Source organism: Streptomyces sp. SAS_270, from assembly GCF_052543295.1.
On sequence record NZ_JBMNDS010000068.1, the window covers coordinates 12,338 to 34,369 of the forward strand.

The following is a 22,032-nucleotide window of genomic DNA, read 5'->3' on the forward strand; positions in this document are numbered from 1 at the left end:
ATGCGCGCCACGCCCGCCGGTGTGAAAGTGGCGATGTGACGACCACCCAGGAATCCGCGCCGCCCGCTGCCGAGGCCGCCGCTCCACCGGTGCTGGACAAGCGGCGCCGCAACGTCGTCTTCGTGACGATCATGCTGGGCATGCTCCTGGCGGCCCTGGACCAGACGATCGTGGGGACCGCCCTGCCGACGATCGTGTCGGACCTGGGCGGCGCCTCCCACATGTCGTGGGTGGTGACGTCGTATCTGCTGGCCGAGACCGTTGCGACGGTGCTGGTCGGCAAGTTCGGTGACCTGTTCGGCCGCAAGGTGGTCTTCCAGGCGTCGGCGATCATCTTCATCACCGGTTCGTTCCTGTGCGGTCTGGCCACCAACATGTCGCTGCTGATCGCCTGGCGGGCGATGCAGGGAATCGGCGCGGGCGGTCTGATGGTCACCGCGATGGCGCTCATCGCGGACGTCATTCCGCTGCGCGAGCGCGGCAAGTACCAGGGCGCGATCGGCGCCGTCTTCGGCGTGGCGACCGTCATCGGGCCGCTCCTGGGCGGTCTGTTCACCGACCATCTGACCTGGCGGTGGGCCTTCTACGTCAACGTGCCCATCGCGATCGTCGTGGTCGTCGCCGCGGCCCGCACCATCCCCGTGGTGAAGTCGGCGGCCCGCCCCGTCATCGACTACCTCGGCATCGCCTTCGTCACCATCGGCGCCAGCTCCCTGATCCTGGCGACGAGTTGGGGCGGCAACGAGTACGCGTGGGGCTCGGCGACGATCATCGGCCTCTTCGCGGGCGGAGTGATCGCCCTCGGCCTGTTCTGCTGGGCCGAGACGCGGGCCGCCGAACCGACGCTGCCGATGCGCCTGTTCGGGAACCCGGTCTTCACGGTGTGCTCGATCCTCAGCTTCATCGTGGGCTTCGCGATGCTCGGCGCGATGACGTTCCTGCCGACGTTCCTGCAGTACGTCGACGGGGACTCGGCCACGGTGTCCGGCGTGCGCACACTGCCCATGGTGATCGGCCTGCTCATCGCGTCCATCTTCAGCGGCAACGTGATCAGCAAGACGGGGCAGTATCGCCTCTTCCCCATCATCGGTTCGCTGGTGATGGCGGCCGGGCTGTATCTGCTCTCGCTCCTGGGCCCGGACACCAGCGCGTGGCTGGCGTCGCTGTACATGTTCATCCTGGGCACCGGCATCGGCCTGTGCATGCAGGTGCTGACGATCGCCGTGCAGAACACCGTCGACTACGCCGACCTCGGCACCGCGACGTCCGGCGTCACCTTCTTCCGTACGCTGGGCAGTTCGTTCGGCACCGCTGTGTTCGGCACGATCTACACGAACACGTTGAAGACGAACCTCGCCGACGGGGTCAAGGCCGCCGCGGGGACCGGCGCGGCGGACCCCGCCACCGTCGCCAAGGCCTCCCAGAGCCCGGAGGGGCTGCACGACCTGCCGTCGGCGGCGGCCGCACCCCTCATCAAGGCGTACGCCGACACGCTCCAGACCGTGTTCCTCTGGACGGTGCCGGTCGCCCTCCTCGGCTTCCTCGTCGCCCTCTTCCTCAAGCAGGTACAGCTGCGCGACAGCGCCCGGATGGGCTCGACCGACATGGGAGAGGGCTTCGCCTCCCCGGCCGGCGCCGACTCGCAGCGGGTCCTGGAGGCCGCGGTCGGAAAGATCATCGGCGGTACGGAGCTGGAAACCACGCGCCGTATCGTCAACGAGTCGGACACCCGGCTCGACGTGGCGGGCGCGTGGGCGGTGATGCACGTGCATCTGTTCACGAAGCTGGTCGGGCACGCCAACCTCGGACTGATCGCCGCCAGCCACCACCTGCCTCCCGAGATCCTGGTGCCGGTCTTCGACCGCATGGTCGACGAGGGCTACCTCACCCGGGAAGGCACCCTCTTCTCGCACACCCCGGCGGGCGAGCGCGAGGCACAGGTCATCGGCGACGCCTGGGGCAGCTGGCTCGCTCAGCGCGTCGAGCAGGACCTCGGCCGCCCGTCGAGCGAGGACCTCCGCGCAGCCGTCCACACCATCGCCAAGCGCCTCCTCGCAGAGGACCTGGCCCAGGAACTCCCGAGGCGCACCCCGGCGGCGGCAGTCGCCGCGGCCCACTGAGAAACCCGGGTGCCGCGCAGGGCACGCGGACCGCATACTCGGTCCATGTCCCCCGCACCGACCCGTTTCCGTGACCCGCTCTACACGAAGTACCAGTTCGTGGACTCGGTTCTGGTGCGCTGCCCGCGGTGCGAGCGGATCGCTCATGTCGTGCCGCGCGCGGAGGCCGAACCCGGCGCCCGGCCCGGGGTGTTCGATCCTCGAAGCCTCGTCTGCCGCGCCTGCGGGCTGTCCAGAACATGGGCCGAACGATCGGTCATGTTCTCCGGGAGCTCCCTCGCGCCCGCTCGTGACCCGTACTTCCGCGTCCCGCTGTGGCTCCGGACGGGGACCCGTCACGGCAGGTTGTGGGCGTACAACCTCGAACACCTGGAGCTGCTCCGGCAGTTCGCCGCGGCCTCGCTGCGGGAGCGGGGCCCCTGGTACGAGCACGGGCGGAAGATGACCTACGTCGCCCGGCTGCCCGCCTGGATCAAGAGCGCCAAGAACCGGGACGAGGTGCTGCGCGCCGTCGACCGGATGCGTGCGTCCGTCACGGAAGCCTGAGGCCCAGCCGCTCCAGTACGCCCGGTACGTCCGGGACCGCGGCCGTGCCCTCCGGCAGCGGTGGACGTCGTACGACCACCACGGGCAGGCCGAGCCCCCGCGCGGCCACCAGCTTCGCCGCGGTCGCCGCTCCCCCGCTGTCCTTGGTGACCAGAACGTCGATGCGGTGCTCGCGCAGGAGCGCGGTCTCGTCGTCCACCGTGAAGGGGCCGCGGGCGAGCAGCACTTCGGTGTGCGCGGGGAGCGGTGGCTCGGGCGGCTCCACGGAGCGTACGAGGAAGTGGAGTTCGGGCAGGTCGGCGAAGGCCGCGAGGCCGAGTCGGCCGGTGGTGAGGAAGACGCGGCGGCCCAGCGAGGGCAGCAGCGCGGCAGCTTCGCTGAGGGAGGCCGCCGCATGCCAGCGGTCCCCGGGTTCGGGGCGCCAGCCCGGGCGGCGCAGCACCACGTCCGGGATGCCGGTCGCCGCCGCGGCCGCCGCCGCGTTGGCCGTGATGCCCTCGGCGAAGGGGTGTGTGGCGTCGACGACGGCGTCCACCTCGTGCTCGCGCAGCCAGGCGGCCAGCCCCTGCGCCCCGCCGAACCCACCGACGCGTACGTCCCCTTGCAGCGGCCCCGGCCGGGACACCCGGCCCGCCAGCGACGAGGTCACGCGCACACCGGGGCACGCCGAGAGCGCGGCGGCGAGTTCACGCGCCTCGGTGGTACCGCCGAGGACCAGGACGTGCGGGGACATGGCGTCGAGCCTACGAGAGCGTCAGCGCAGCAGGAGCTGCACCCCTCCCACCACCGTCGCCGCGATGACCAGCTGTTCGAAAAGCCGTTGGTTGATCCGGGTCACGGCCCACTTGCCGAGGAGTGCACCCGGCACCACGAACACCGCGAGCGCCGCGTCCAGCAGCAGCGAGTGCCCGTCGATCAGGCCGAGGCCCACGCTGAAGGGCACCTTGGAGATGTTGACGATCAGGAAGAAGAAGGCCGAGGTGCCGAGGAAGCCGAGTTTCCGGAAGCCGGCCGACAGGAGGTACATCGACATGACGGGGCCGCCCGCGTTGGCGACCATGGTGGTGAAGCCGCCGAGGATGCCGTAGGAGCGGGCCTTGATCCGCCCTGTGGGGGTTGTCACCGCGTCGGGCTCGGCGTCCTGGACGGCGGCCCGGCGGCGCCACATCGTGACCGCCGCCATCAGCAGCAGGATCGCGCCGATCGAGGTCCGTACGGCCCCGTCGTCGGCCCACACCAGGAACAGCGTGCCGAGGACGACGCCCGCGGCGACCGCCGGGAACAGTCGCCACAGCGTCGGCCAGTGGGCGTGCCGCCGATAGGTGAGCACGGCGAGGACGTCGCCCACGATGAGGATGGGCAGGAGTACGCCGGTCGAGGCGCGGGCGGGCAGGACAGCGGCGAAGATCGCGAGACTGACCGTGTTGGCCCCGCTCACGGCGGTCTTCGAGAAGCCGACGAGCAGGGCCGCGGCGGCGAGAGCGGCGAACTCCCAGGAAGTCAGGTGCCAGAGCGTCATGGTGTTCATGCGGGAACCGATGCTAGGCCCACGCATCCGCCGTCGTCAGGAGCGTCTCGACAGGTGACACCTGTGGGTCGGCGGGGTCGTGGACGTAGCGCACCGGTTTTCGCCCCGCTGTCCTGGGCACCCGCGCCTCAGGGAGTGGTGGCGGTGCGCTGCCCGCGCCCGGTGGCACCCCGTTCCGTGACGGAGCTCGGGGAGCGATGACACAGACGACGGCACAAGGAGGACCTCAGTATGACCGTGGTGAAGAGCACGCTCTCCGACCTGGCCCGACAGGTCACCGGGGATGCGCTGCAGGACACCCTCGTGGATCTTCTCGGACTCTCACTCATCGGGAAGCAGGCCCACTGGAACATCGTGGGTCCCCGGTTCCGGACGATCCATCTTCAGCTCGACGAGGTGGTCGCCACGGCACGCGACTACGCCGACACGGTGGCGGAGCGTGCGGCGGCGCTCGGCGTTCCGCCGGACGGGCGTCCCGAGACCGTGGCGCAGAGCGGCACCCTGCCCGTCCCCAAGGACGGCTGGCTGCAGGACACCGAGGTCGTGAGCCTGCTCGTGGAGGCGCTGGAGACCGCGATCCGGCGGCTGCGCGAACGTATCGCGGCGACCGAGGAGTCCGATCTTGTCAGCCAGGATCTGCTCATCGGCATCACCGCCGAGCTGGAGAAGCAGTTCTGGATGTTCCAGGCCGAGAACAGCCGGGCCGGCGACTGACCGGCACTCCGCGACGAGCACAGGGATGAGAGGGGTACGCGATGACGGACGCCCTTGAACTCGACGCGCTGTGGGCCGAGTTCCACCGCGTGGTGAACATGACCTCCCAGGAACTGGCGACCTGGCTGCGGGTCCGTGACGCCGGCGAGGAGACCGAGCCGCTGCCGGAACAGGCGGGCACGCCGACCGGGCAGCACGTCCTCGCGATCCTGCAGAAGCGGCGCACGGATCTCACCGACGACGACATCCGCGTCATGTACGAGGTCGTGGACAGCGTCACCGCTCAGCGGGACGAGGCGAACGAGCCCGAGGCCGACGACACCCGGCGCCGCCACCGTCTGATGACAGTGGGGCACGATCCCCTCAAGCCACCCCATTCATAGGCTGGTCGAAGCCACGCCGGCCGCTCCCGACAAGGGGCCTGGACCATGGGCGCCAGACAGCAGCAAGTGATCGAGCGACTCGTCGCCTCGTGCGGGCGCACGTACGCCGAGGAGGCGGGCATCCGCCTGAGGAACACGCCGCAGCCGCTGTACCGCCTCCTCGTGCTGGCGTGTCTGCTGAGCGCACGCATCCGGAGCTCGACCGCGGTCGCGGCGGCGCGCGCCCTGTCCGAGGCGGGCCTGCGCGATCCCCGGAGCATGGCGGCCGCGACCTGGCAAGAGCGGGTGGATGCCCTCGGCCGAGGCGGCTACCGGCGTTACGACGAGCGCACGTCTACCCAACTCGGCGACGGAGCACAACTTCTGATGGATCGTTGGGGCGGCGACCTGCGGCGTATGCGGGACGAGGCCGACGGGGACATGGCGCGGCTGAGCGCGCTGCTCCAGGAGGTGCCCGGCCTCGGGCCGGCCGGGGCGGACATCTTCCTGCGTGAGGTCCAGCTCGTCTGGCCGGAGGTGGCGCCGCGCTTCGACGCCAAGACCCTGGAGGGTGCGCGCCGCCTGGGCCTTCCGGACAGTCCCGGCCGGTTGGCCAGGATCACCGGCGCCACCGAACCGGCCCTGTTCGCGGCGGCGTTGGTGCGGACGGCGCTGGACAAGAACGTGGCGCAGGAGATCCTTGACGACGCCTCCGCACACGCGTGAGTCGACGACGCCCGCGCAGACGTGATTCGACGGTGGGACAGCGCCGGCCGCCGCCCTCAGCTCAGCTCAGCAGCCAGCCTCCGTCCACGCCGAGGTTGACCGCGTTGACCGAGCGGTTGCGGAGCAGGAAGTCCACGGCGTCCACCACGTCCCGCATGGTGGCCAGCCGGCCGGTGGGCGTTCGTGCGCGCAGACCCGCCAGGACCTCCTCCGGCTTGGCCGCCCAGTAGGGGCTGTCGCCGACGACGCCCGGGTGCACGGCGTTGACCCGGACGGGAGCCAGCTCGGTGGCGAGGGTGTGCACCAGGCCGGTCACGCCCGCGTTCACTGTGGCCACGGTCGTCGCGCCCGGGTACGGCCGTTCCTTGGCCTGTCCGCCGAACAGGACGACGGCGCTCTCGTCGTGCAGCCGCGGGTGCAGCGTGTGCACGACCTCGGTGTAGCCGACGAGTTTGAGCGTGACGAGGTGGAGGGCGGCGTCGATGTCGTAAGCGGCGACGCGGTTGTCGTCGCGGGAGATGCCGACGAGGACGAGATGGTCGACGCGGCCGAGGTCCGCCAGCGCCCCGGCGATCCCCCGCGGCCGGGAGAGGTCGAGGGCGATGCCGCGGGCCGCGCCGATCTCCTTGGCGACCGTGGCCGCCCGGTGGGCCTCGCGGCCGGTGAGAATCACCTCGTCACCGCGCTCGGCGCGGAACCGGGCGATCTCGCGGCCGATCCCCGAGGTGCCTCCGATGACGACCACGCTGTTCATGGCTTCTCCTCCAGCGCCGTGCGCAGATGATCCCAGTCCCGGGTGAAGCGGTAGGAGTGGCGCGAGGGCGGTTGCGGCGCCTGTGTCTCCAGCCAGCGCACCGGAGTGTCACCGGCGTTGGCGAACCCGTGCACGCAACCGGCCCCCGCCCAGGCTGCGTCGCCCGGGCCGAGCCGGTGCCGCTCGCCGTCGAAGGTGGCGTCCACGGTTCCTTCCAGGATCAGATACGTCTCCTCGAACGGATGGTCGTGTGTGCCGGCCACACCGTCCGGGGCGTACTGCACCATGAACATGGTTGAGGACACCGCCCCCAGGTCGGCGTCCACCATCATCTTGACGGTGATGCCGCTGTAGACGAGCAGTGCGGTACGCATGCTCGCCGATGCCGCCAGCAGGTCCTGGGACTGCTTGCCGGGGTCCATCTGCGCCCGTTCGAAGTGCCCGAACAGGCGGGTGCGCGGATCACGGACGTCGATGCGGACCGGGTGCCGGGCCGGGAGTGCGGGCACCGGCTGGGTGTCGTACCCGTAGCGGGCCCGCGGGACGGGCGCGCGCATGTCCGCCCAGCGCGCGACGGTGTCCCCGGCGCCGCGCCAGGCGTGCGGCATTCCGGTGGGCAGCAGACCGTAGTCGCCCTCTTCGAGGAGGTACGAGCCTTCCGGCACGTCGAGGATCACGGTTCCCGACACCATGTGGAACGTCTCCTCGTACGAGTGCACATGTGGGCCCACCACACCGTCCGGCCGTAGCTCGCAGATGCCGAAGCCGGTGTGCACACTGCCGTCCTCCTCGGCGACGACCGCTCGGCGCCGGAACCCGTCGAGGTCGTAGGGGAGATCGGGCGCGTTCGCGACCCTGCGCACCAGGAAGGAGGTCATGCCCGGTCCCTCGCCTCCTTCGCCGCCAGCAGCCGGTCCCGCGACTCCTCCACCAGCCGCCGCGCCCGCCCGGTGTCGGCGAGCAGCCTGCCGTCCCGCTTGCGGACCATGCCGTCGACGATGACGGTGTCCACGTTGGACACGTCCGCGCTCAGCGTGACCGCGGCCGCCGCGTCGTGCACCGGAGCGACGTTGAGCGCGGTGGCGTCGATCGCGACGATGTCGGCACGCTTGCCGGGGGTGAGGGAGCCGGTGCGGTCCTCCAGCCGGGCGACGTGCGCGCCGTTGAGCGTGGCGATGCCCAGCATCTGACGCGCCGTCAACATCGTTTCGGGGATGGCGACATCTGCCTCCCAGCAGGCGGCGTTGACGCGGGCGCGCTCGGCCGCGAAGGCCGCGCGGATCTGGGTGAACATGTCGCCGGGGACGGTGGTGACCACGTCGATGCTCAGGCTCGGCCGCAGTCCGTGCTCGATCGCCTTCATCACGGGCGGCCAGCCGTGCCCCATCTGCGTCTCGACCTGCGGTGCGATCGAGACCGTACCGCCGCTGTCGGCGACCATCCGCCACTCCTCCTCGCTGAGGTAGCAGCAGTGGACGTAGGTGGTGTCAGGGCCGAGCAGGCCGAGGCCGTGGAGCTGCTTGACCATGCCGAAGCGGCCGGCCAGGCGGCCCATGGCGACGTGCACGGTGATCGGGAGGTCCAGCTCGCGGGCGAGGGCCCATTCGGAGATGACGACGTCGTTGATGCAGAAGCCGGGGCCGCGGGTGGCCAGCGCCATCGTCAACAGGCCGTCGTCGGAGGCGAAATGGCGCTCGCGGATGCGCCGGACGTCGTCGCCCGGTATCGCGATCTTGCTGTCGAACCAGTAGTCGGCGAGTGAGGTGTTGGCGCTGCCGTACGCGTACTGCGCGCGGATACCGGTCTCCGCCAGGGCCTGGACCGCGGCGTCGGGGTGCTCGGGCGTGTTGTTGATGTGCGACCAGTCGACGAGCGTGGTGATGCCCGCGTCGAGGCATTCCAGGGAGCCGGCGAGGTTGCCCGCGTACACGTCCTCGGGTGTGTAGAGGGGCGCGAACGTATCGAGGACGTCCACGAAGTAGTCGTCGAGGGTGGCGTCGGGCGCGCAGCCGCGGATCGGCGCCTCCCAGGTGTGGCGATGGGTGTCGACGAAGCCGGGGACGACGATACGGCCCCTCATGTCGAGCACTTCGGCGTCGTCCGCGGCGGGGATCTCGCGGGCAACCGCCGTGATCCTGCCGTCCTCGACGAGGATGTCGCCCTGGGGCAGGTCCCCGATGTCGGGGTCCATCGAGACGACATGGCCCGAGCGCAGGAGCATCCGATGGGGCATGGCCCTTCCTCCCGTGGGGTGTTGGGTGAGCGGCGGTCAGTACGCGGCGAGACGGCGGACCGTCGCCACGACCTTTTCGGCGGTGGGAATGACCTGTTCTTCCAGGGCGTCCGCGAACGGCAGCGGGACGCACTCCCCCGCCACCCGTCGCACGGGTGCGTCCAGCAGGCCGAATCCCTCGTCGGCGACGATCGACACGAGCGTGCCGCCCCACCCGCCCTGGTACGGGTTCTCCTCCACGGTGACCAGCCGGGAGGTCCGGGCGAGTGAGGCGAGTACGGTGGCGGCGTCCAGCGGCACCAGGCAGCGCAGGTCGATCACGTCCGCCTCGATGCCTTCGCGGGCCAGCTCCTCGGCGGCGGCCAGCGCCACGGGCACCATCGAGGCCAGCGCCACCAGTGTGACGTCGCCGCCCGCGCGGACGAGGGCCGCGCGGCCCAGTTCGACCAGGTGGTCCGGGGGCGCGGGCGGGCCCTTGGTGGCGAGCAGTCCCTTGTGCTCGAAGAAGACGACGGGGTCGTCGCTGCGGATGGCGGCGGCCATCATGCCGATCACGTCGGCGGGTGTCGCCGGTGCCGCGATCTTCAGGCCGGGGACGGTGAACGCCCAGTTCTCGGTGGCCTGCGAGTGCTGTGCGCCGAAGCCGAGGCCGCCTCCGTTGGCGGTGCGCACGACTAGCGGCACTGTCACCTGACCACCCGTCATGTACCGGACTTTGGGTATCTCGTTGGCGAGGTAGTCCCAGCAACAGGCGAGGAAGTCGGAGAACATGATCTCCGCGACAGGGCGCATGCCCGTCATCGCGGCGCCCATCGCCGCGCCCACGATGGCCTGTTCGGAGATGGGGGTGTCCCACACCCGGTCGGGTCCGAACTCATCGAAGAGCCCGGCGGTCGTCTTGAAGACGCCGCCGGCCGCGCCGATGTCCTCGCCGAGGCACACGACGGCCGTATCGCGGCGCATCTCGCGGGCGATGCCCTCGGCGACCGCTTCCCGGTAGCTGATCACGTCCGCCATGCCGCCCCTCCGTCCGCCCATACGTCGGTCAGTGCCTCGCCGGGGTCGGGCGGGGGCGCGCTCTTCGCGGCGTCGACGGCGTCCGCGACCGTCCGCTCGACGCGGGCGTCGACCTCCTGTGTGGTGGTTCCCAGAGCTTCGAGCCGGGCGCGGGCGAGGTCCAACGGGTCGTGTTTCAGCCAGCGTTCGACCTCCTCGGCCGGGCGGTAGGTCGCCGGGTCGGTGCGGCTGTGCCCGAAGTGGCGGTAGGTCTCCGCCTCCAGCAGGCCCGGCCCCTCCCCCGCCCGCGCCCGGTCCGCGAGCCGGCCCACCGCCTCCCGCACGAGCACCACGTCGTTGCCGTCGACGACCTCGCCCGTGATGCCGTACGCGGGGGCGCGGTCCGCCGCCGGCCGGGCGACCGCCGTGACCTCGGCGATGGGCGTGTACTCCATGTAGAGGTTGTTCTCGCACACGAAGAGCACCGGCAGTTTCCATACGGCGGCGAGGTTGAGCGCCTCGTGGAAGGCGCCGATGTTGGTGGCGCCGTCGCCGAAGAAGGCCACCGCGATCTGTTCGGTGCCGCGCAGCCGGGCGGACCAGGCGGCGCCGACCGCCATCGGCAGATGGGCGCCCACGATGGCGTACGAGCCGAGCATGCCGGCGGACGCCTTGGTGAGGTGCATGGAGCCGCCCTTGGCCCGGCACAACCCCGTTGCCCGGCTCATGAGTTCGGCCAGGCACTCCTCGGGGGTGGCACCGCGGGCGAGGGCGTGATGGTGGCCGCGGTAGGTGGCGAAGACGTAGTCGTCGGGGCGCAGGGCCGCGCTCGCGCCGACGGCGATCGCCTCCTGTCCGGCGGCCAGATGTGTGGTGCCCTTGACCAGCCCGGACAGGAACAGGTCGTGGGCGGCCTTCTCGGTACGGCGGATGATCGCCATCCGTTCGTAGAGCGCGAGGAGTTCGGGGCCGTCCATCAGCGCGTCCCGCCTCGGGTGTTGAGGTGGGACTGGGCCTCGCGCCGGGTGTTCAGTTCGCCTCCGACGGTCCAGTACTTGCGGCCCGCGACGAGGAGTTCCTCGGCCGGGAACTTGGTGATCACCTCGCAGCCGTCGGCGGTGACGACGAGCTCCTCCTCGATGCGCGCCGCCGACCAGCCGTCCTTCGCGGGCCAGTACGTCTCCAGGGCGAACACCATGCCCTCTTCGAGGACTTCGGGGTGGTCGAGCGAGACGAGGCGGCTGAAGATCGGCTTCTCCCAGATGGACAGGCCCACTCCGTGGCCGTACTGCAGCGCGAAGGCGGCCGTCTCGTCGGCGAAGCCGAACTCCTCGGCGCGCGGCCACACTTGGACGATGTCGGCGGTGGTCGCGCCGGGTCGCACCAGGGCGATCGCCTCGTCCATGTACTCCCGGCAGCGGACGTACGCGTCGCGCTGCGCGCCCGAGGCGCTGCCGACGGCGAAGGTGCGGTAGTAGCAAGTGCGGTAGCCGAGGTGGCTGTGCAGAATGTCGAAGAAGGCGGGATCACCGGGGCGGATCAGCCGGTCGCTGAAGACGTGGGGGTGCGGTGAACAGCGCTCCCCCGAGATGGCGTTGACGCCCTCGACGTACTCACTGCCCAGGTCGTACAGCACCTTGCTGACGAGCCCCACGCACTCGTTCTCCCGGACGCCGGGGCGCAGGTAGCCGTAGAGCTCCTCGTAGGCGGCGTCGACCATCGCGCAGGCCTGGGTGAGCAGGGAGATCTCGTCGCGCGACTTGGTGCGGCGGGCCCGGAGGAACACCTGCTGTCCGTCGACGACGTCGATGCCCTGGGCGCGCAGTGCCATGAGGATCGGCATCTCGACGAGGTCGACGCCCAACGGCTCGCCCGCCAGGCCGTGTTCGCGCAGCTCGGCGGCGATCTTCGCGGCGACGTCCCCGGCGATGCCGGCGTCCGGGTGGAAGGCGCCGCGGAGGGTCGAGATACCGGCCCGGGCGCCGGTCGGCGGTCCTTCCTTGCCGTCGCTGTAGTCCAGCCAGGGGTTGTGGAGCTGGTGGTGGCGGGCGGCGGAGCCGAAGTCCCAGACGATCGGGTCGCCGCCGCGGACGAGCAGCGCGAAGCGGATCAGCTTGTCCATGGCCCAGGTGCCGATGTGGGTGGACGACATGTAGCGGATGTTGGCGAAGTCGAAGCTGAGCACGGCGCCCAGCTCCGAGCGGTTGAGCGCCTCGTGCAGCCGGGCGAGGCGTTCCTTGCGCAGCCGGTCGAAGTCGATGCGCTCTTCCCAGTCGACCGCGTTCGGCCCGAATGTGCGGATCGTCATGGAGACCACCCCCAACCGGAGTGAACGACCGCAGAGCGGGAGTGTCAAGTGGTACTGAACACGAACCAGACGCCCACGGCCGGTTCGGAGCCGTCGTTGCGGTAGCGGTGCGGAGTGGTCGACTCGAAGCTGACCGCGTCGCCGGGGCGGATCGTGTACTCGTCGAAGCCGAGGGTGAGGACCAGTTCGCCGGAGGTCAGAACGCCGTACTCGGTTCCCGCGTGCCGCATCAGGCCGCCGGATCCGGAGGAGGAGCCGCCGGGGCGGTAGGTCACGAGCAGGAAGTCGACGTCCGTGCCGGGGACATGGCCGAGGCGCTCCCACACCACGCCCGAGTCCAGCTCCAGCCTCTCCCGCTCCTCGGCACCGACCAGCGGTCCGATGCGGCGGCCGGGGTCGGCGGCGAACGCGGCGAGGGCGTGCAGGACGGTGGCCGGTGCCCCCACGGCCGCCGGGGCCGCAGCCGTCGCCTCCCGGGCGTCGAAGAGCGACTCCACGGAGATGCCCAGGGCTGTCGTGATCGCGTACAGCGTGCTCACCGACGGCTGGCTCTTGCCGGTCTCGATCTGCGAGATCAGACTCGCGGAGACCCCGATCTCGCGCGCGAGAGCGCGCAGGCTCACGCCTCGCTCCAGGCGCGCCCGCCGGATCCGCGCGCCGAGGGGCGGCACGACCGCAGGAGACACGGGCAACTCCCTTCACCGCCGAGCTGTGTTCAGCTTCATTGAACAGCAGAGCGGGCGATCCGACTCCGGAATCCGGTACCCCGGTCGGCGCTTGCGGTCCCCCGGGTTGCGGCGAGGCGGGCGGCCGGACCTGGTCAGGTGACCCGGTCAGGTGAGTTGCGGGACGACGCGGCGATGGCCCTTGCGGTCGTAGTAGAGGGTCATCGCGAAGCCGAAGAGGAGGGCGGCGGCGATTCCGATGGCGGTCATGACCCAGGCACGGCCCAGTCCGGCGTCCAGGCGCGCGTCGAAGAAGAGGATCGAGCGCACGCCGTCGGTGAGCTGCCGCATCGGCTCGAAGATCGCCAGCCCGCGGAAGAACGGGGGCACCGCGACCAGCGGGACGGTCGCTCCGGAGGACGGGATGCCCATGACGATGAAGACGAACATGCTGACCAGCTGCCCCAGCCCGCCGAAAGCGGCGTTGATGGCCTGGACACCGAGTCCTACGGCGGCGGTCGCACAGAAGGAGAACACCCAGAGCATGGGCAGATGAGCGGCGTCCATGTTCAGGATGCCGACGGTGGCGGCCATGATCACCGATGAGGTGACGGCGGCCAGCACCACCGACATGACGCACTTGACGGCGAGGGTGCGGGTGCGGCTGATGGCCACGACGGGGTGCCGGACCATCCAGGGGCCGATCTCGTTGTCGACGTAGCCCAGGGCGACGTCCACGCCGTTGCTGATGATGTTGGCGCCGAGGAACCCGGCGAGGATCAACAGCAGCGTGTAGTACAGCGCCGACAGCCCGAGCCCGCTGTGGTCGCCGATGGGGTGCCCCTGCTGGACGGTGACCGCGACCGGGTCGGCGAGGACGAGTCGCAGCGGCCCGGAGATCGCCGTACCGCTGCCGCTCAACTGGCTCGTCAGGGTCTTGCCCAGCTCGATCGAGGCCTGCTGGGCGGTCTTCTGCGAGGTCTGCTGGGCCAGCGAGGACCCCAGGCTTCCCATGGAGGGGTTGGTCAGGACGGTCATGGTGGGGCGCGTGGGGTTCTTGGTGCGCGGATCGGCCAGCCCGGCCACCGATGTGGTGAACCCCGCCGGGACCACCAGGGCGCCGTAGAGCTTCCCGGACTCCAGCTGCTCCTGTGCCTCCGCCCTGCTGAGCAGTCGCCAGTCGATCTTGTCGCTCCGGTCTCCGGCCTTCTTGACGGAGGCGGTGATCTGGCGCCCGAAGTTCTGCTGCCTGCCGCCCACCAGGGCCCCCTGATCGCTGTTGACCAGGCCGATCCTCATCTCGTGCAGGTTCCCGCGCGGGTTGAGGACACCGCCCATGTAGAACAACGGCAGCAGCAGGGCCAGCAGGGTGAGCAGGACGGTGGGGGTGGCCCAGACCCGGGGATTCCTCAGCACCGCCGTCACCTGGCGGATCGCGGGCGTCGGTGCGGGATCGGATGTCTGCGTCATGGTTCCTCCGAGCGGCCGTGGTGCGTCACGGGCCGGACAGGACATGGGCCCGAAGGCCTTCGGGTCGGACGGAAGTCCGCGCCCAGAAGATACGTTGCCCGGCCGCCGCGACCGGTGAGGCCGGGATGACCGGGAGCGTGTCCCGGAACGAGCGCGGTCGGGAAGAACGAAGCGGCGGGAAGGACTGCGCGAAGGGCGGAGGACGGAGAGCGGGGGGACGGAGAGCGGAAGGACTGAGGGCGGAAGGACTGAGGGCGGAAGGACTGAGGGGCGGCTGCCGACGACGCCGTACGACCGCGGGGGGCGCCGTACGACCGCGCACGACGGCGCACGCCCCCTGGCATACCACCCGGACCGGTCCCGACACAGGCGGGTATCGGCCGCCGGGAGCGGCCCCGCGGGAGGCGGTCCCGGACCTCGTACCCACCTCTTACCCACCTCGTACCCACCCGGAAATCGCGGGCCGGCCGCCGGGCCGACCGCTGCGACACCTCTTCTTCTAAACTTTGATGGATCGTTTTCTTGAATCGTTCGTGTTTATGAGGATAGGTTTGACGTCATGACCGCATCCCAGAGTCCGACCACCGCCGAGCAGCTGCGCGGTGCCGGCCTGCGGGTGACGGCCGCCCGCGTCGCGCTGCTCGAAACCGTCCGGCACGGTGATCACCTCGGTGTCGAGGCCATCGCCACCGGGGTACGCGCTCGCGTGGGCCATATATCCGTTCAGGCCGTATACGAAGCCCTGCACGCCCTCACCGCCGCCGGACTCGTACGCCGCATCGAACCGGCCGGCAGCCCGGCCCGGTTCGAAGGCCGCGTCGGCGACAACCACCACCACGTCATATGCCGGTCGTGCGCCGTCGTCGCCGACGTCGACTGCGCGGTCGACGTGGCCCCCTGTCTGACTGCGTCCGACGACCACGGCTTCGCCATCGACGAGGCCGAGGTCATCTACTGGGGCCTGTGCCCCACCTGTTCCACCGCCCTCAGTACCTGACCACCATGATCTGTCTGGTCCGGAAGGATTCCCATGTCTGAGAACCCCGATGCAATCGTCACCGACCCCAAGGTCGAGGGCACCGGTGGCTGCCCGGTCGCGCACGACCGTGCCCCGCACCCGACGCAGGGCGGCGGCAACCGCCAGTGGTGGCCGGAGCGACTGAACCTGAAGATCCTCGCCAAGGACCCCGCCGTGGCGAACCCGCTCGGCGCGGAGTTCGACTACTCCGAGGCGTTCCAGGCCCTTGACCTCGCTGCCGTGAAGCAGGACATCGCCGAGGTACTGACCACCTCGCAGGACTGGTGGCCGGCCGACTTCGGCAACTACGGCCCGCTGATGGTCCGTATGGCCTGGCACAGCGCCGGCACCTACCGCATCAGCGACGGCCGCGGCGGTGGCGGCCGCGGCCAGCAGCGCTTCGCGCCGCTGAACAGCTGGCCGGACAACGGCAACCTCGACAAGGCCCGCCGTCTGCTGTGGCCGGTGAAGAAGAAGTACGGCCAGTCCATCTCCTGGGCCGACCTCCTGATCCTCACGGGCAACGTCGCGCTGGAGACGATGGGCTTCAGCACCTTCGGCTTCGGCGGCGGCCGCGCGGACGTCTGGGAGGCCGACGAGGACGTGTACTGGGGTCCCGAGACCACCTGGCTCGACGACCAGCGCTACACCGGCGACCGTGAGCTCGAGAACCCGCTCGGCGCGGTCCAGATGGGCCTCATCTACGTCAACCCGGAGGGCCCGAACGGCAACCCGGACCCGCTGGCCGCGGCCCGCGACATCCGCGAGACGTTCCGCCGCATGGCGATGAACGACGAGGAGACCGTCGCGCTGATCGCCGGTGGTCACACCTTCGGCAAGACCCACGGCGCCGGCCCGGCCGACGCGGTCGGCAACGACCCCGAGGCCGCCTCCATGGCCGAGCAGGGCCTGGGATGGAAGTCCACCCACGCCAGCGGCAAGGGCGGCGACGCGATCACCAGTGGTCTGGAGGTCACCTGGACCACCAAGCCCACCCAGTGGAGCAACGACTTCTTCGACATCCTCTTCGGCTACGAGTGGGAGCTCACCCAGAGCCCCGCCGGCGCCAACCAGTGGGTGGCCAAGGACGCCGAGGCGATCATCCCCGACGCCCACAGCGACTCGAAGAAGCTGCCCACGATGCTCACCACCGACCTCTCGCTGCGCTTCGACCCGATCTACGGCGAGATCTCGAAGCGCTTCCACGAGAACCCGGCCGAATTCGCGGACGCCTTCGCCCGCGCCTGGTACAAGCTGACCCACCGTGACATGGGCCCGAAGTCGCTGTACCTCGGCCCGGAGGTCCCGGCGGAGACGCTGATCTGGCAGGACCCGCTGCCGGAGGCCGAGGGCGAGGTCATCGACGCCGCCGACATCGCGGCCCTGAAGGCCAAGCTCCTCGACTCGGGTCTGACGGTCTCGCAGCTGGTCTCCACCGCGTGGGCGTCGGCCTCGACGTTCCGCGGCAGCGACAAGCGCGGCGGCGCGAACGGCGCCCGCCTCCGCCTGGAGCCGCAGCGCGGCTGGGAGGCCAACGACCCGGACGAGCTCGCCCAGGTCCTGCGCGTCCTCGAGGGCGTCCAGGCCGGCTTCAACTCCGGTGCCAAGAAGGTCTCGCTGGCCGACCTGATCGTCCTCGGCGGTGCCGTCGGCGTCGAGAAGGCCGCCAAGGACGCCGGTCACGACGTGGAGGTCCCCTTCACCCCGGGCCGCGTGGACGCGACCGAAGAGCACACCGACGTGGAGTCCTTCGCCGCGCTGGAGCCGACCTCGGACGGCTTCCGCAACTACATCGGCAAGGGCAACCGCCTGCCGGCCGAGTACCTGCTGCTCGACCGCGCCAACCTGCTCACCCTGAGCGCCCCCGAGCTGACCGTCCTCGTCGGCGGCCTGCGCGTCCTGGGCGCCAACCAGGGCGGCTCCGCGCACGGCGTCCTCACCACCACGCCGGGCAAGCTGACCAACGACTTCTTCGTCAACCTGCTCGACATGGGCACGGCGTGGAAGTCCACCTCGGAGGACCAGAACACCTTCGAGGGCCGCGACGCCGCCACCGGCGAGGTCAAGTGGACCGGCACCCGTGCCGACCTCGTCTTCGGCTCCAACTCCGAGCTGCGCGCGCTGGCCGAGGTCTACGCGAGCGACGACGCGAAGGAGAAGTTCGTGAACGACTTCGTCGCGGCCTGGGTCAAGGTCTCGAACCTTGACCGGTTCGACCTGGTCTGATCCAGCTCCTGACGTCCGGGCCGGCCACGTCGGCCGGCCCGGACGCGGACAGGGCTCTCCTTCTCGGTTGAGAAGTGGGGCCCTTTTGCGTTTCCGCAGGCAAGCGCGGCCAGATCATGCAGACATGCCGGACGGGACAAGAAGACCGGTTCGGCGCGCTCGGCCTGGTCCTGGAGGCCGCCGTGCTCTGGACAGCCCGCTACCTCGACGCCGGCGTCGACCACCTGCGGGCCCTGCCGCCCGAGGAGCGGGAGCATGACGTCCCGACGAGGACGCGGCCCGGGTCTCCCCGCTGAAGCACGCCAACCTCAACTGCCTGGGCCGCTACGACTTCCCGCCCGCCCGCCACGCGAGGGCCTGCGCCAACTCCGTGACCCAGCGACCGCCCACCTCGACGAGGACGAGGGCGCCGGCGAATGACGCGGCGTCAGGGCGCGTATCGGGTCGTGATCAATGAGCATCGCAGCGTCCGGGGCGAGTGCCCTTTGGGGTACGGAGGGCCGGCGAACTGCGGCTGCGTCATGTGGGCCGCAGGCAGGCAGCGGCGGGCTCCGAGATCCTCGGCCGCACGCCTGCCGGGATGGTGGGTCAGACCACGGGTAGCCGGTCCACCAGCAGTTCCAGCCTCGGCTCGGTGTCCTCCGGCGGCAGCCGGCCCGACCGGGTCAGGGTCGCCACCCCGTGCAGGGATGCCCAGAAGACCTCGGTGAACAGCCCCGGGGCGATGCCGTCCCCGGCGACCTCGCCGAGGCACTCCAGCAGCGCGGCGAAAGCGTCCTTGAGAGGTTCCGGGGTTTCCTCCTGCGCGTACGCGAGGCCGCCGTCGAGCTGGAAGATGGCGTCGTAGACCGCCGGGTTGCGTTCGGCGAAGTCGAGGTAGGCGCGGGCGAGGGCGTACACCCGGGCGCGCGGGCCGTCCGCGGCGGCTGTCGCGGCCCGCACCGCCTCGGCCATCTCGGTGGCGCCCTGGAGGGCGACGGCGCCGATGATCTCGCGTTTGCCGCGGAAGTGGCTGTAGAGGACGGGCTGGCTGTATTCGATGCGCTCGGCGAGCCGGCGGGTGGTGACCGCGTCCCAGCCCTGCTGCTCGGCGAGTTCGCGGGCTGTCGCCACGATGAGGCGCTCGCGCTCCGCCCGTTCGCGTTCCTTGCGTTCCTGTACCGACATGATTCGATCCTAGCACCGCTAGACAAGAGAGCGGCAGCAGTACTAGCGTTGCTTCATCAGCTAGCAACACTAGATGTCGAGAGGGTCATCATGCTCAACGCACTCGAGGTCGTCACCACCGTGGTCGTCGGCGTGATGGTGGGGGTGGAATTCGCCGTCGCCTTCGTCATGAACCCGATCCTCAACGCCCTCCCGGAGGACAGCGGCCAACTCGGCCATGCTCACGGCGGCCGGATGCTCGGCGCCGTGATGCCGGTCTGGTACATCGGCTCGCTCGTCCTCGTCGGCATATGGGCCGTCGCCGGACGGCACCACCACGGCACCGGCCTCGTGGTCACCGCCGGCGCGCTGCTGATCCTCAGCGTGGTCATGTCGATCCTGCTGCTCGTCCCGATCAACAACCGGAACAAGACATGGACCCCTGACAACCGGCCCGCCGACTGGAAGGAGCAGATGAACCGCTGGCTCCGCTTCCACTACGTCCGCGTCGCCGTCATCATCGCCGCCTTCGCGCTGCTGGTCGCCGCCCTCGTCTGACCCCGCGGGCTCGCCCGCCCGGTCCTCAGCACCCTCGAACTTCGCTCGTAACCGCAGGATGCGGGCCCCAGTGACACCCACTGACCGATCGTGAGAGGAAGTACCGACGAATGGCCAAGCTGCAGAGTCTCGACCCGCACACGCCGATGTTCGCGCAGTTCAAGGAGGAGACCGGACCCATCGTCCTGGCCAACACCTTCTTCGTCCCCAAGGACAGGACTGAATCGTTCCTGGCCCTCTTTCGCAGGCAGGCCGAGTTCATGAAAGCTCAGCCGGGATTCATCTCCCTGCAGATGCACAAGGGAACGGCGGACAGTCAGTTGCTGATGAACATCGCGGTCTGGGAGTCGACCGAGGCACTCGCCACTGCGTTGGGCAGCCCGGAGTTCCAGCGCATGGCGGCCGAGTTCCCCGACGACATCGTGTCGTACCCGCACATCTTCGAGCAGATCAACGCATGACAGGGCAGCTGTAGCCGCAGGAGATGGTGCGGGCGCGGGCGCGGCCGACCCGAACCGCTGTGGCCGCCGCTCCTGTCCCGGGTCGATCCGGAGGGACATCGTCCTGCGCGTGCAGGCCCAGCACGATCGCGTTGAGGCCGCGCTGCCCCGGCTGGATGCGCGGGCCCCGGCGTGGGGCGGCCACCGCCGGAGCCGACGAGCGCGCCACGCTCCTGTCGCCCTCCCCACGCCGGTGCACGAGTGGCATCTGGCGCATCCTCGGCCGCCCTCGCCAGGCCCGCCACATCCACACCGCCCTCACCTGGCTCCCCCAATCCCACGAAGACTCGCAAGGAGAAGAACAATGCCGCTGAAGAAGATCAACACCGTCCTGACCGCCGCCTTCATCCTCTTCATCCTCTGGTTCGGGACGGAGTTCATCGTGAGCCCTGATACGACAGCAGCGGGCTTCGGCCTGCCGAGCTGGCCCTCCGGCGACGGCGGCGGCTTCCTGATCATCAAGGGAATCCGCGATGTCGTCATGGCCTTGGTCCTGGGCACCCTGCTGGTGACGGGCCACCGCCGGGCGCTGGGCTGGGTGCTGCTGGTGGAGGCCCTCGCCGCGTACGGCGACATGACCACCGTCCTGGCACACCACGGCTCCGTGGCCACCGCCCTCGGGGTCCACGGCCTGACCGCGACGCTGATGGTCGTCAACGGCCTGTTGATGATGCACGAGACCCGCGAGGTCGCGGCCGCTCCGGCAAGGCCCGCCCCGCAGCCCGCCTGATCCCATCGATCCAAGGCGGCCCGGACCCCTGCCGGGCCATCTTGGCGCGTGCCGGTATTCGCGTGCCGGTATTCGCGTGTCAGCGCCCGCCGGGAGAGGCCAGGCAGACGATCTTCTCCAGTGAGCGACGACCTGACGGCTGACGCGGCCTGCTGCACCGCAGCGGCCACGGCCACATGGACTGGCGGACATTGGAGAGCCGAGCGGCAGACCCGGCAGAAGCAGCGGCGCTCACCGCGCGACCGCATCCAGCGACTCCGCGAGTCCCCCCACCGGCGCCGCTCCCCCGCCCCGCCCGTCTTTCGACGCCACCGCGGACCATCCCCAAGTCCGGCCCGCGACCACAGCGCGACCACCAGCCCCCCAGGAACACGAAAAGCCGCCCTCCCGTAAACGAGAGAACGGCTTCCGACCTGCATCAAAGCTGGTCGGGACGACAGGATTTGAACCTGCGACCCCTTGACCCCCAGTCAAGTGCGCTACCAAGCTGCGCCACGTCCCGATACCCGTCTGACCTGGGGTTTCCCCGGGCCGCACGTGCACGGAAACAATACCGCACTCGGGCTGGTGGTCGCGCACTCCTTTATTCGGAGTCCATCGGGGTTCGAGCGGGTGCCGGAGACCGACGGGCTGGGCTTGACCTCAAGTTTGGTCGAGGTTGCACGATTCTCGGCATGACGATCACAGCAGAGCGCGGATACGAGCGCTACGACTACGCGGACCTGCCCCGGCTGATGGGGTTGATGACCGGCGCCGAGAAGCACGGGCCGGCGGCGACGTCCACCTTGGACGCGCTGTGGGTGCTCTACGACCGGGTGCTGCGGGTCGGGCCGGAGCGGATGGGCGATGCGGAGCGGGACCGGTTCCTGTTGTCCAAGGGGCACGGGCCGATGGCGTACTACGCCGTGCTCACCGCAAAGGGATTCCTGCCCGTCGAGTGGCTGCCGGGCTTCGGCTCGTACGACTCGCCGCTGGGCCACCACCCGGACCGTGTCCTGGTGCCCGGCGCCGAGATCGGCAGCGGATCCCTCGGGCACGGGCTGCCGCTCGCCGTCGGGACGGCGCTGGGGCTGCGCGCGCAGGGGCTCGACGCGCCGCAGGTGTGGGTGCTGATCGGCGACGCGGAACTGGACGAGGGCAGCAACCACGAGGCGATCGCCTACGCCGGACCGGCCGGACTCGACCGGCTGCACGCGGTCGTGATCGACAACTCCTCCGCGAGCCATGCCCGTCCGGGTGGGATCGCCGCCCGCTTCGAGGCCGCGGGCTGGTCCGCGCAGACCGTCGACGGCCACGACCACGAAGCGCTGCACGCCGCCTTCGTCGCGGCCCACCCCGGCCGCCCCCACGTGGTCGTCGCCCGGGTCGAGCCGAAGTACGCCTGAGGTCCGCCGCTCCGCCGGGTCGGCTCTTCGCCCGGCGCTCGCCATAC

23 protein-coding genes and 1 tRNA gene are annotated in these 22,032 nt (G+C 70.4%); 12 read left to right on the forward strand and 12 right to left on the reverse strand.

What is annotated here, in order from left to right:
• Positions 1 to 35: 35 nt before the first annotated feature.
• Both ACN6LB_RS33740 and ACN6LB_RS33745 read left to right on the forward strand, forming a co-directional pair.
• Positions 36 to 2,120 carry an MDR family MFS transporter gene (locus ACN6LB_RS33740; RefSeq protein ID WP_445029152.1) on the forward strand — a complete coding sequence of 695 codons (2,085 nt, stop codon included), beginning with the start codon at positions 36 to 38 and terminating at the stop codon, positions 2,118 to 2,120.
• Between the two features lie 45 nt (positions 2,121 to 2,165).
• Positions 2,166 to 2,666: a hypothetical protein gene (locus ACN6LB_RS33745; protein WP_445029153.1), complete on the forward strand. Its 501-nt coding sequence runs from the start codon at positions 2,166 to 2,168 to the stop codon at positions 2,664 to 2,666.
• Here ACN6LB_RS33745 and ACN6LB_RS33750 read toward each other — a convergent pair.
• On the reverse strand, positions 2,653 to 3,399 hold the full coding sequence (locus ACN6LB_RS33750; RefSeq protein ID WP_445029154.1) for a cobalt-precorrin-6A reductase: 747 nt from the start codon (positions 3,397 to 3,399) through the stop codon (positions 2,653 to 2,655). The genes ACN6LB_RS33745 and ACN6LB_RS33750 overlap by 14 nt on opposite strands.
• A 21-nt stretch (positions 3,400 to 3,420) precedes the next feature.
• Positions 3,421 to 4,194: a sulfite exporter TauE/SafE family protein gene (locus ACN6LB_RS33755; RefSeq protein WP_445029155.1), complete on the reverse strand. Its 774-nt coding sequence runs from the start codon at positions 4,192 to 4,194 to the stop codon at positions 3,421 to 3,423.
• 231 nt (positions 4,195 to 4,425) lie between these two features.
• Between ACN6LB_RS33755 and ACN6LB_RS33760 the strand changes: the two genes are divergently transcribed.
• The 3 genes from ACN6LB_RS33760 to ACN6LB_RS33770 are packed head-to-tail and all read left to right on the forward strand — an operon-like array spanning position 4,426 to position 5,996.
• Positions 4,426 to 4,908: a Dps family protein gene (locus tag ACN6LB_RS33760; RefSeq protein ID WP_356134491.1), complete on the forward strand. Its 483-nt coding sequence runs from the start codon at positions 4,426 to 4,428 to the stop codon at positions 4,906 to 4,908.
• 41 nt (positions 4,909 to 4,949) lie between these two features.
• On the forward strand, positions 4,950 to 5,291 hold the full coding sequence (locus tag ACN6LB_RS33765) for a DUF3140 domain-containing protein (protein WP_445029156.1): 342 nt from the start codon (positions 4,950 to 4,952) through the stop codon (positions 5,289 to 5,291).
• A 45-nt stretch (positions 5,292 to 5,336) separates the two neighbouring features.
• Complete coding sequence (locus ACN6LB_RS33770) at positions 5,337 to 5,996, forward strand: endonuclease (RefSeq protein ID WP_445029158.1); 660 nt, start codon at positions 5,337 to 5,339, stop codon at positions 5,994 to 5,996.
• A 61-nt stretch (positions 5,997 to 6,057) separates the two neighbouring features.
• On the opposite strand, the gene ACN6LB_RS33775 is transcribed toward ACN6LB_RS33770, so the two are convergent.
• From ACN6LB_RS33775 to ACN6LB_RS33810, 8 genes are all read right to left on the reverse strand, one after another.
• Positions 6,058 to 6,750, reverse strand: coding sequence for an SDR family NAD(P)-dependent oxidoreductase (locus tag ACN6LB_RS33775; RefSeq protein WP_356134485.1), 693 nt, complete (start codon positions 6,748 to 6,750; stop codon positions 6,058 to 6,060).
• Positions 6,747 to 7,628: a cupin domain-containing protein gene (locus ACN6LB_RS33780; RefSeq protein WP_445029159.1), complete on the reverse strand. Its 882-nt coding sequence runs from the start codon at positions 7,626 to 7,628 to the stop codon at positions 6,747 to 6,749. The genes ACN6LB_RS33775 and ACN6LB_RS33780 overlap by 4 nt, the downstream gene beginning before the upstream one ends.
• A complete protein-coding gene (locus ACN6LB_RS33785) occupies positions 7,625 to 8,983 on the reverse strand; it encodes an amidohydrolase family protein (RefSeq protein WP_445029160.1) in 1,359 nt (452 codons plus the stop codon). The genes ACN6LB_RS33780 and ACN6LB_RS33785 overlap by 4 nt, the downstream gene beginning before the upstream one ends.
• 36 nt (positions 8,984 to 9,019) lie before the next feature.
• Positions 9,020 to 10,000: an alpha-ketoacid dehydrogenase subunit beta gene (locus ACN6LB_RS33790; RefSeq protein ID WP_445029161.1), complete on the reverse strand. Its 981-nt coding sequence runs from the start codon at positions 9,998 to 10,000 to the stop codon at positions 9,020 to 9,022.
• Entirely contained in the window at positions 9,988 to 10,956 is a 969-nt protein-coding gene (locus tag ACN6LB_RS33795) for a thiamine pyrophosphate-dependent dehydrogenase E1 component subunit alpha (RefSeq protein WP_356134477.1), read from the reverse strand. Before ACN6LB_RS33795 ends, ACN6LB_RS33790 begins: the two co-directional genes overlap by 13 nt.
• On the reverse strand, positions 10,956 to 12,287 hold the full coding sequence (locus ACN6LB_RS33800) for a M24 family metallopeptidase (protein ID WP_445029162.1): 1,332 nt from the start codon (positions 12,285 to 12,287) through the stop codon (positions 10,956 to 10,958). Before ACN6LB_RS33800 ends, ACN6LB_RS33795 begins: the two co-directional genes overlap by 1 nt.
• Positions 12,288 to 12,331: 44 nt before the next feature.
• Positions 12,332 to 12,973 (reverse strand): helix-turn-helix domain-containing protein, encoded by a 642-nt coding sequence (locus ACN6LB_RS33805; protein WP_445029163.1) that lies wholly within the window; start codon positions 12,971 to 12,973, stop codon positions 12,332 to 12,334.
• A gap of 147 nt (positions 12,974 to 13,120) precedes the next feature.
• A complete protein-coding gene (locus ACN6LB_RS33810) occupies positions 13,121 to 14,422 on the reverse strand; it encodes a YhgE/Pip domain-containing protein (RefSeq protein ID WP_445029164.1) in 1,302 nt (433 codons plus the stop codon).
• A 559-nt stretch (positions 14,423 to 14,981) separates the two neighbouring features.
• On the opposite strand from ACN6LB_RS33810, the gene ACN6LB_RS33815 reads away from it, so the two are divergent.
• The 3 genes from ACN6LB_RS33815 to ACN6LB_RS33825 all read left to right on the forward strand — a co-directional run bounded on the left by ACN6LB_RS33815 (position 14,982) and on the right by ACN6LB_RS33825 (position 17,962).
• The gene (locus tag ACN6LB_RS33815; RefSeq protein WP_356134468.1) at positions 14,982 to 15,419 is read left to right on the forward strand and encodes a Fur family transcriptional regulator; all 438 of its coding nucleotides are present in this window, start codon (positions 14,982 to 14,984) and stop codon (positions 15,417 to 15,419) included.
• A gap of 33 nt (positions 15,420 to 15,452) precedes the next feature.
• Positions 15,453 to 17,666: a catalase/peroxidase HPI gene (gene katG / locus ACN6LB_RS33820; protein ID WP_445029165.1), complete on the forward strand. Its 2,214-nt coding sequence runs from the start codon at positions 15,453 to 15,455 to the stop codon at positions 17,664 to 17,666.
• Between the two features lie 116 nt (positions 17,667 to 17,782).
• On the forward strand, positions 17,783 to 17,962 hold the full coding sequence (locus ACN6LB_RS33825) for a hypothetical protein (protein WP_445029166.1): 180 nt from the start codon (positions 17,783 to 17,785) through the stop codon (positions 17,960 to 17,962).
• Between the two features lie 292 nt (positions 17,963 to 18,254).
• Here ACN6LB_RS33825 and ACN6LB_RS33830 read toward each other — a convergent pair whose 3' ends face one another.
• Positions 18,255 to 18,833 carry a TetR/AcrR family transcriptional regulator gene (locus ACN6LB_RS33830; protein WP_356134451.1) on the reverse strand — a complete coding sequence of 193 codons (579 nt, stop codon included), beginning with the start codon at positions 18,831 to 18,833 and terminating at the stop codon, positions 18,255 to 18,257.
• 90 nt (positions 18,834 to 18,923) lie between these two features.
• Here ACN6LB_RS33830 and ACN6LB_RS33835 point away from each other — a divergent pair, with 90 nt between their 5' ends.
• The 3 genes from ACN6LB_RS33835 (at position 18,924) to ACN6LB_RS33845 (ending at position 20,600) form a co-directional block, all read left to right on the forward strand.
• A complete protein-coding gene (locus tag ACN6LB_RS33835) occupies positions 18,924 to 19,370 on the forward strand; it encodes a DUF1772 domain-containing protein (RefSeq protein ID WP_356134449.1) in 447 nt (148 codons plus the stop codon).
• Between the two features lie 110 nt (positions 19,371 to 19,480).
• On the forward strand, positions 19,481 to 19,831 hold the full coding sequence (locus ACN6LB_RS33840) for an antibiotic biosynthesis monooxygenase family protein (RefSeq protein ID WP_445029167.1): 351 nt from the start codon (positions 19,481 to 19,483) through the stop codon (positions 19,829 to 19,831).
• Positions 19,832 to 20,174: 343 nt separating this feature from the next.
• A complete protein-coding gene (locus ACN6LB_RS33845) occupies positions 20,175 to 20,600 on the forward strand; it encodes a DUF4267 domain-containing protein (protein ID WP_445029168.1) in 426 nt (141 codons plus the stop codon).
• Positions 20,601 to 21,025: 425 nt separating this feature from the next.
• Here the strand turns inward: ACN6LB_RS33845 and ACN6LB_RS33850 are convergent.
• A tRNA-Pro gene (locus ACN6LB_RS33850) sits at positions 21,026 to 21,102 on the reverse strand.
• Between the two features lie 172 nt (positions 21,103 to 21,274).
• On the opposite strand from ACN6LB_RS33850, the gene ACN6LB_RS33855 reads away from it, so the two are divergent.
• On the forward strand, positions 21,275 to 21,985 hold the full coding sequence (locus tag ACN6LB_RS33855; protein WP_445029169.1) for a transketolase: 711 nt from the start codon (positions 21,275 to 21,277) through the stop codon (positions 21,983 to 21,985).
• The last annotated feature ends 47 nt before the right edge of the window (positions 21,986 to 22,032 follow it).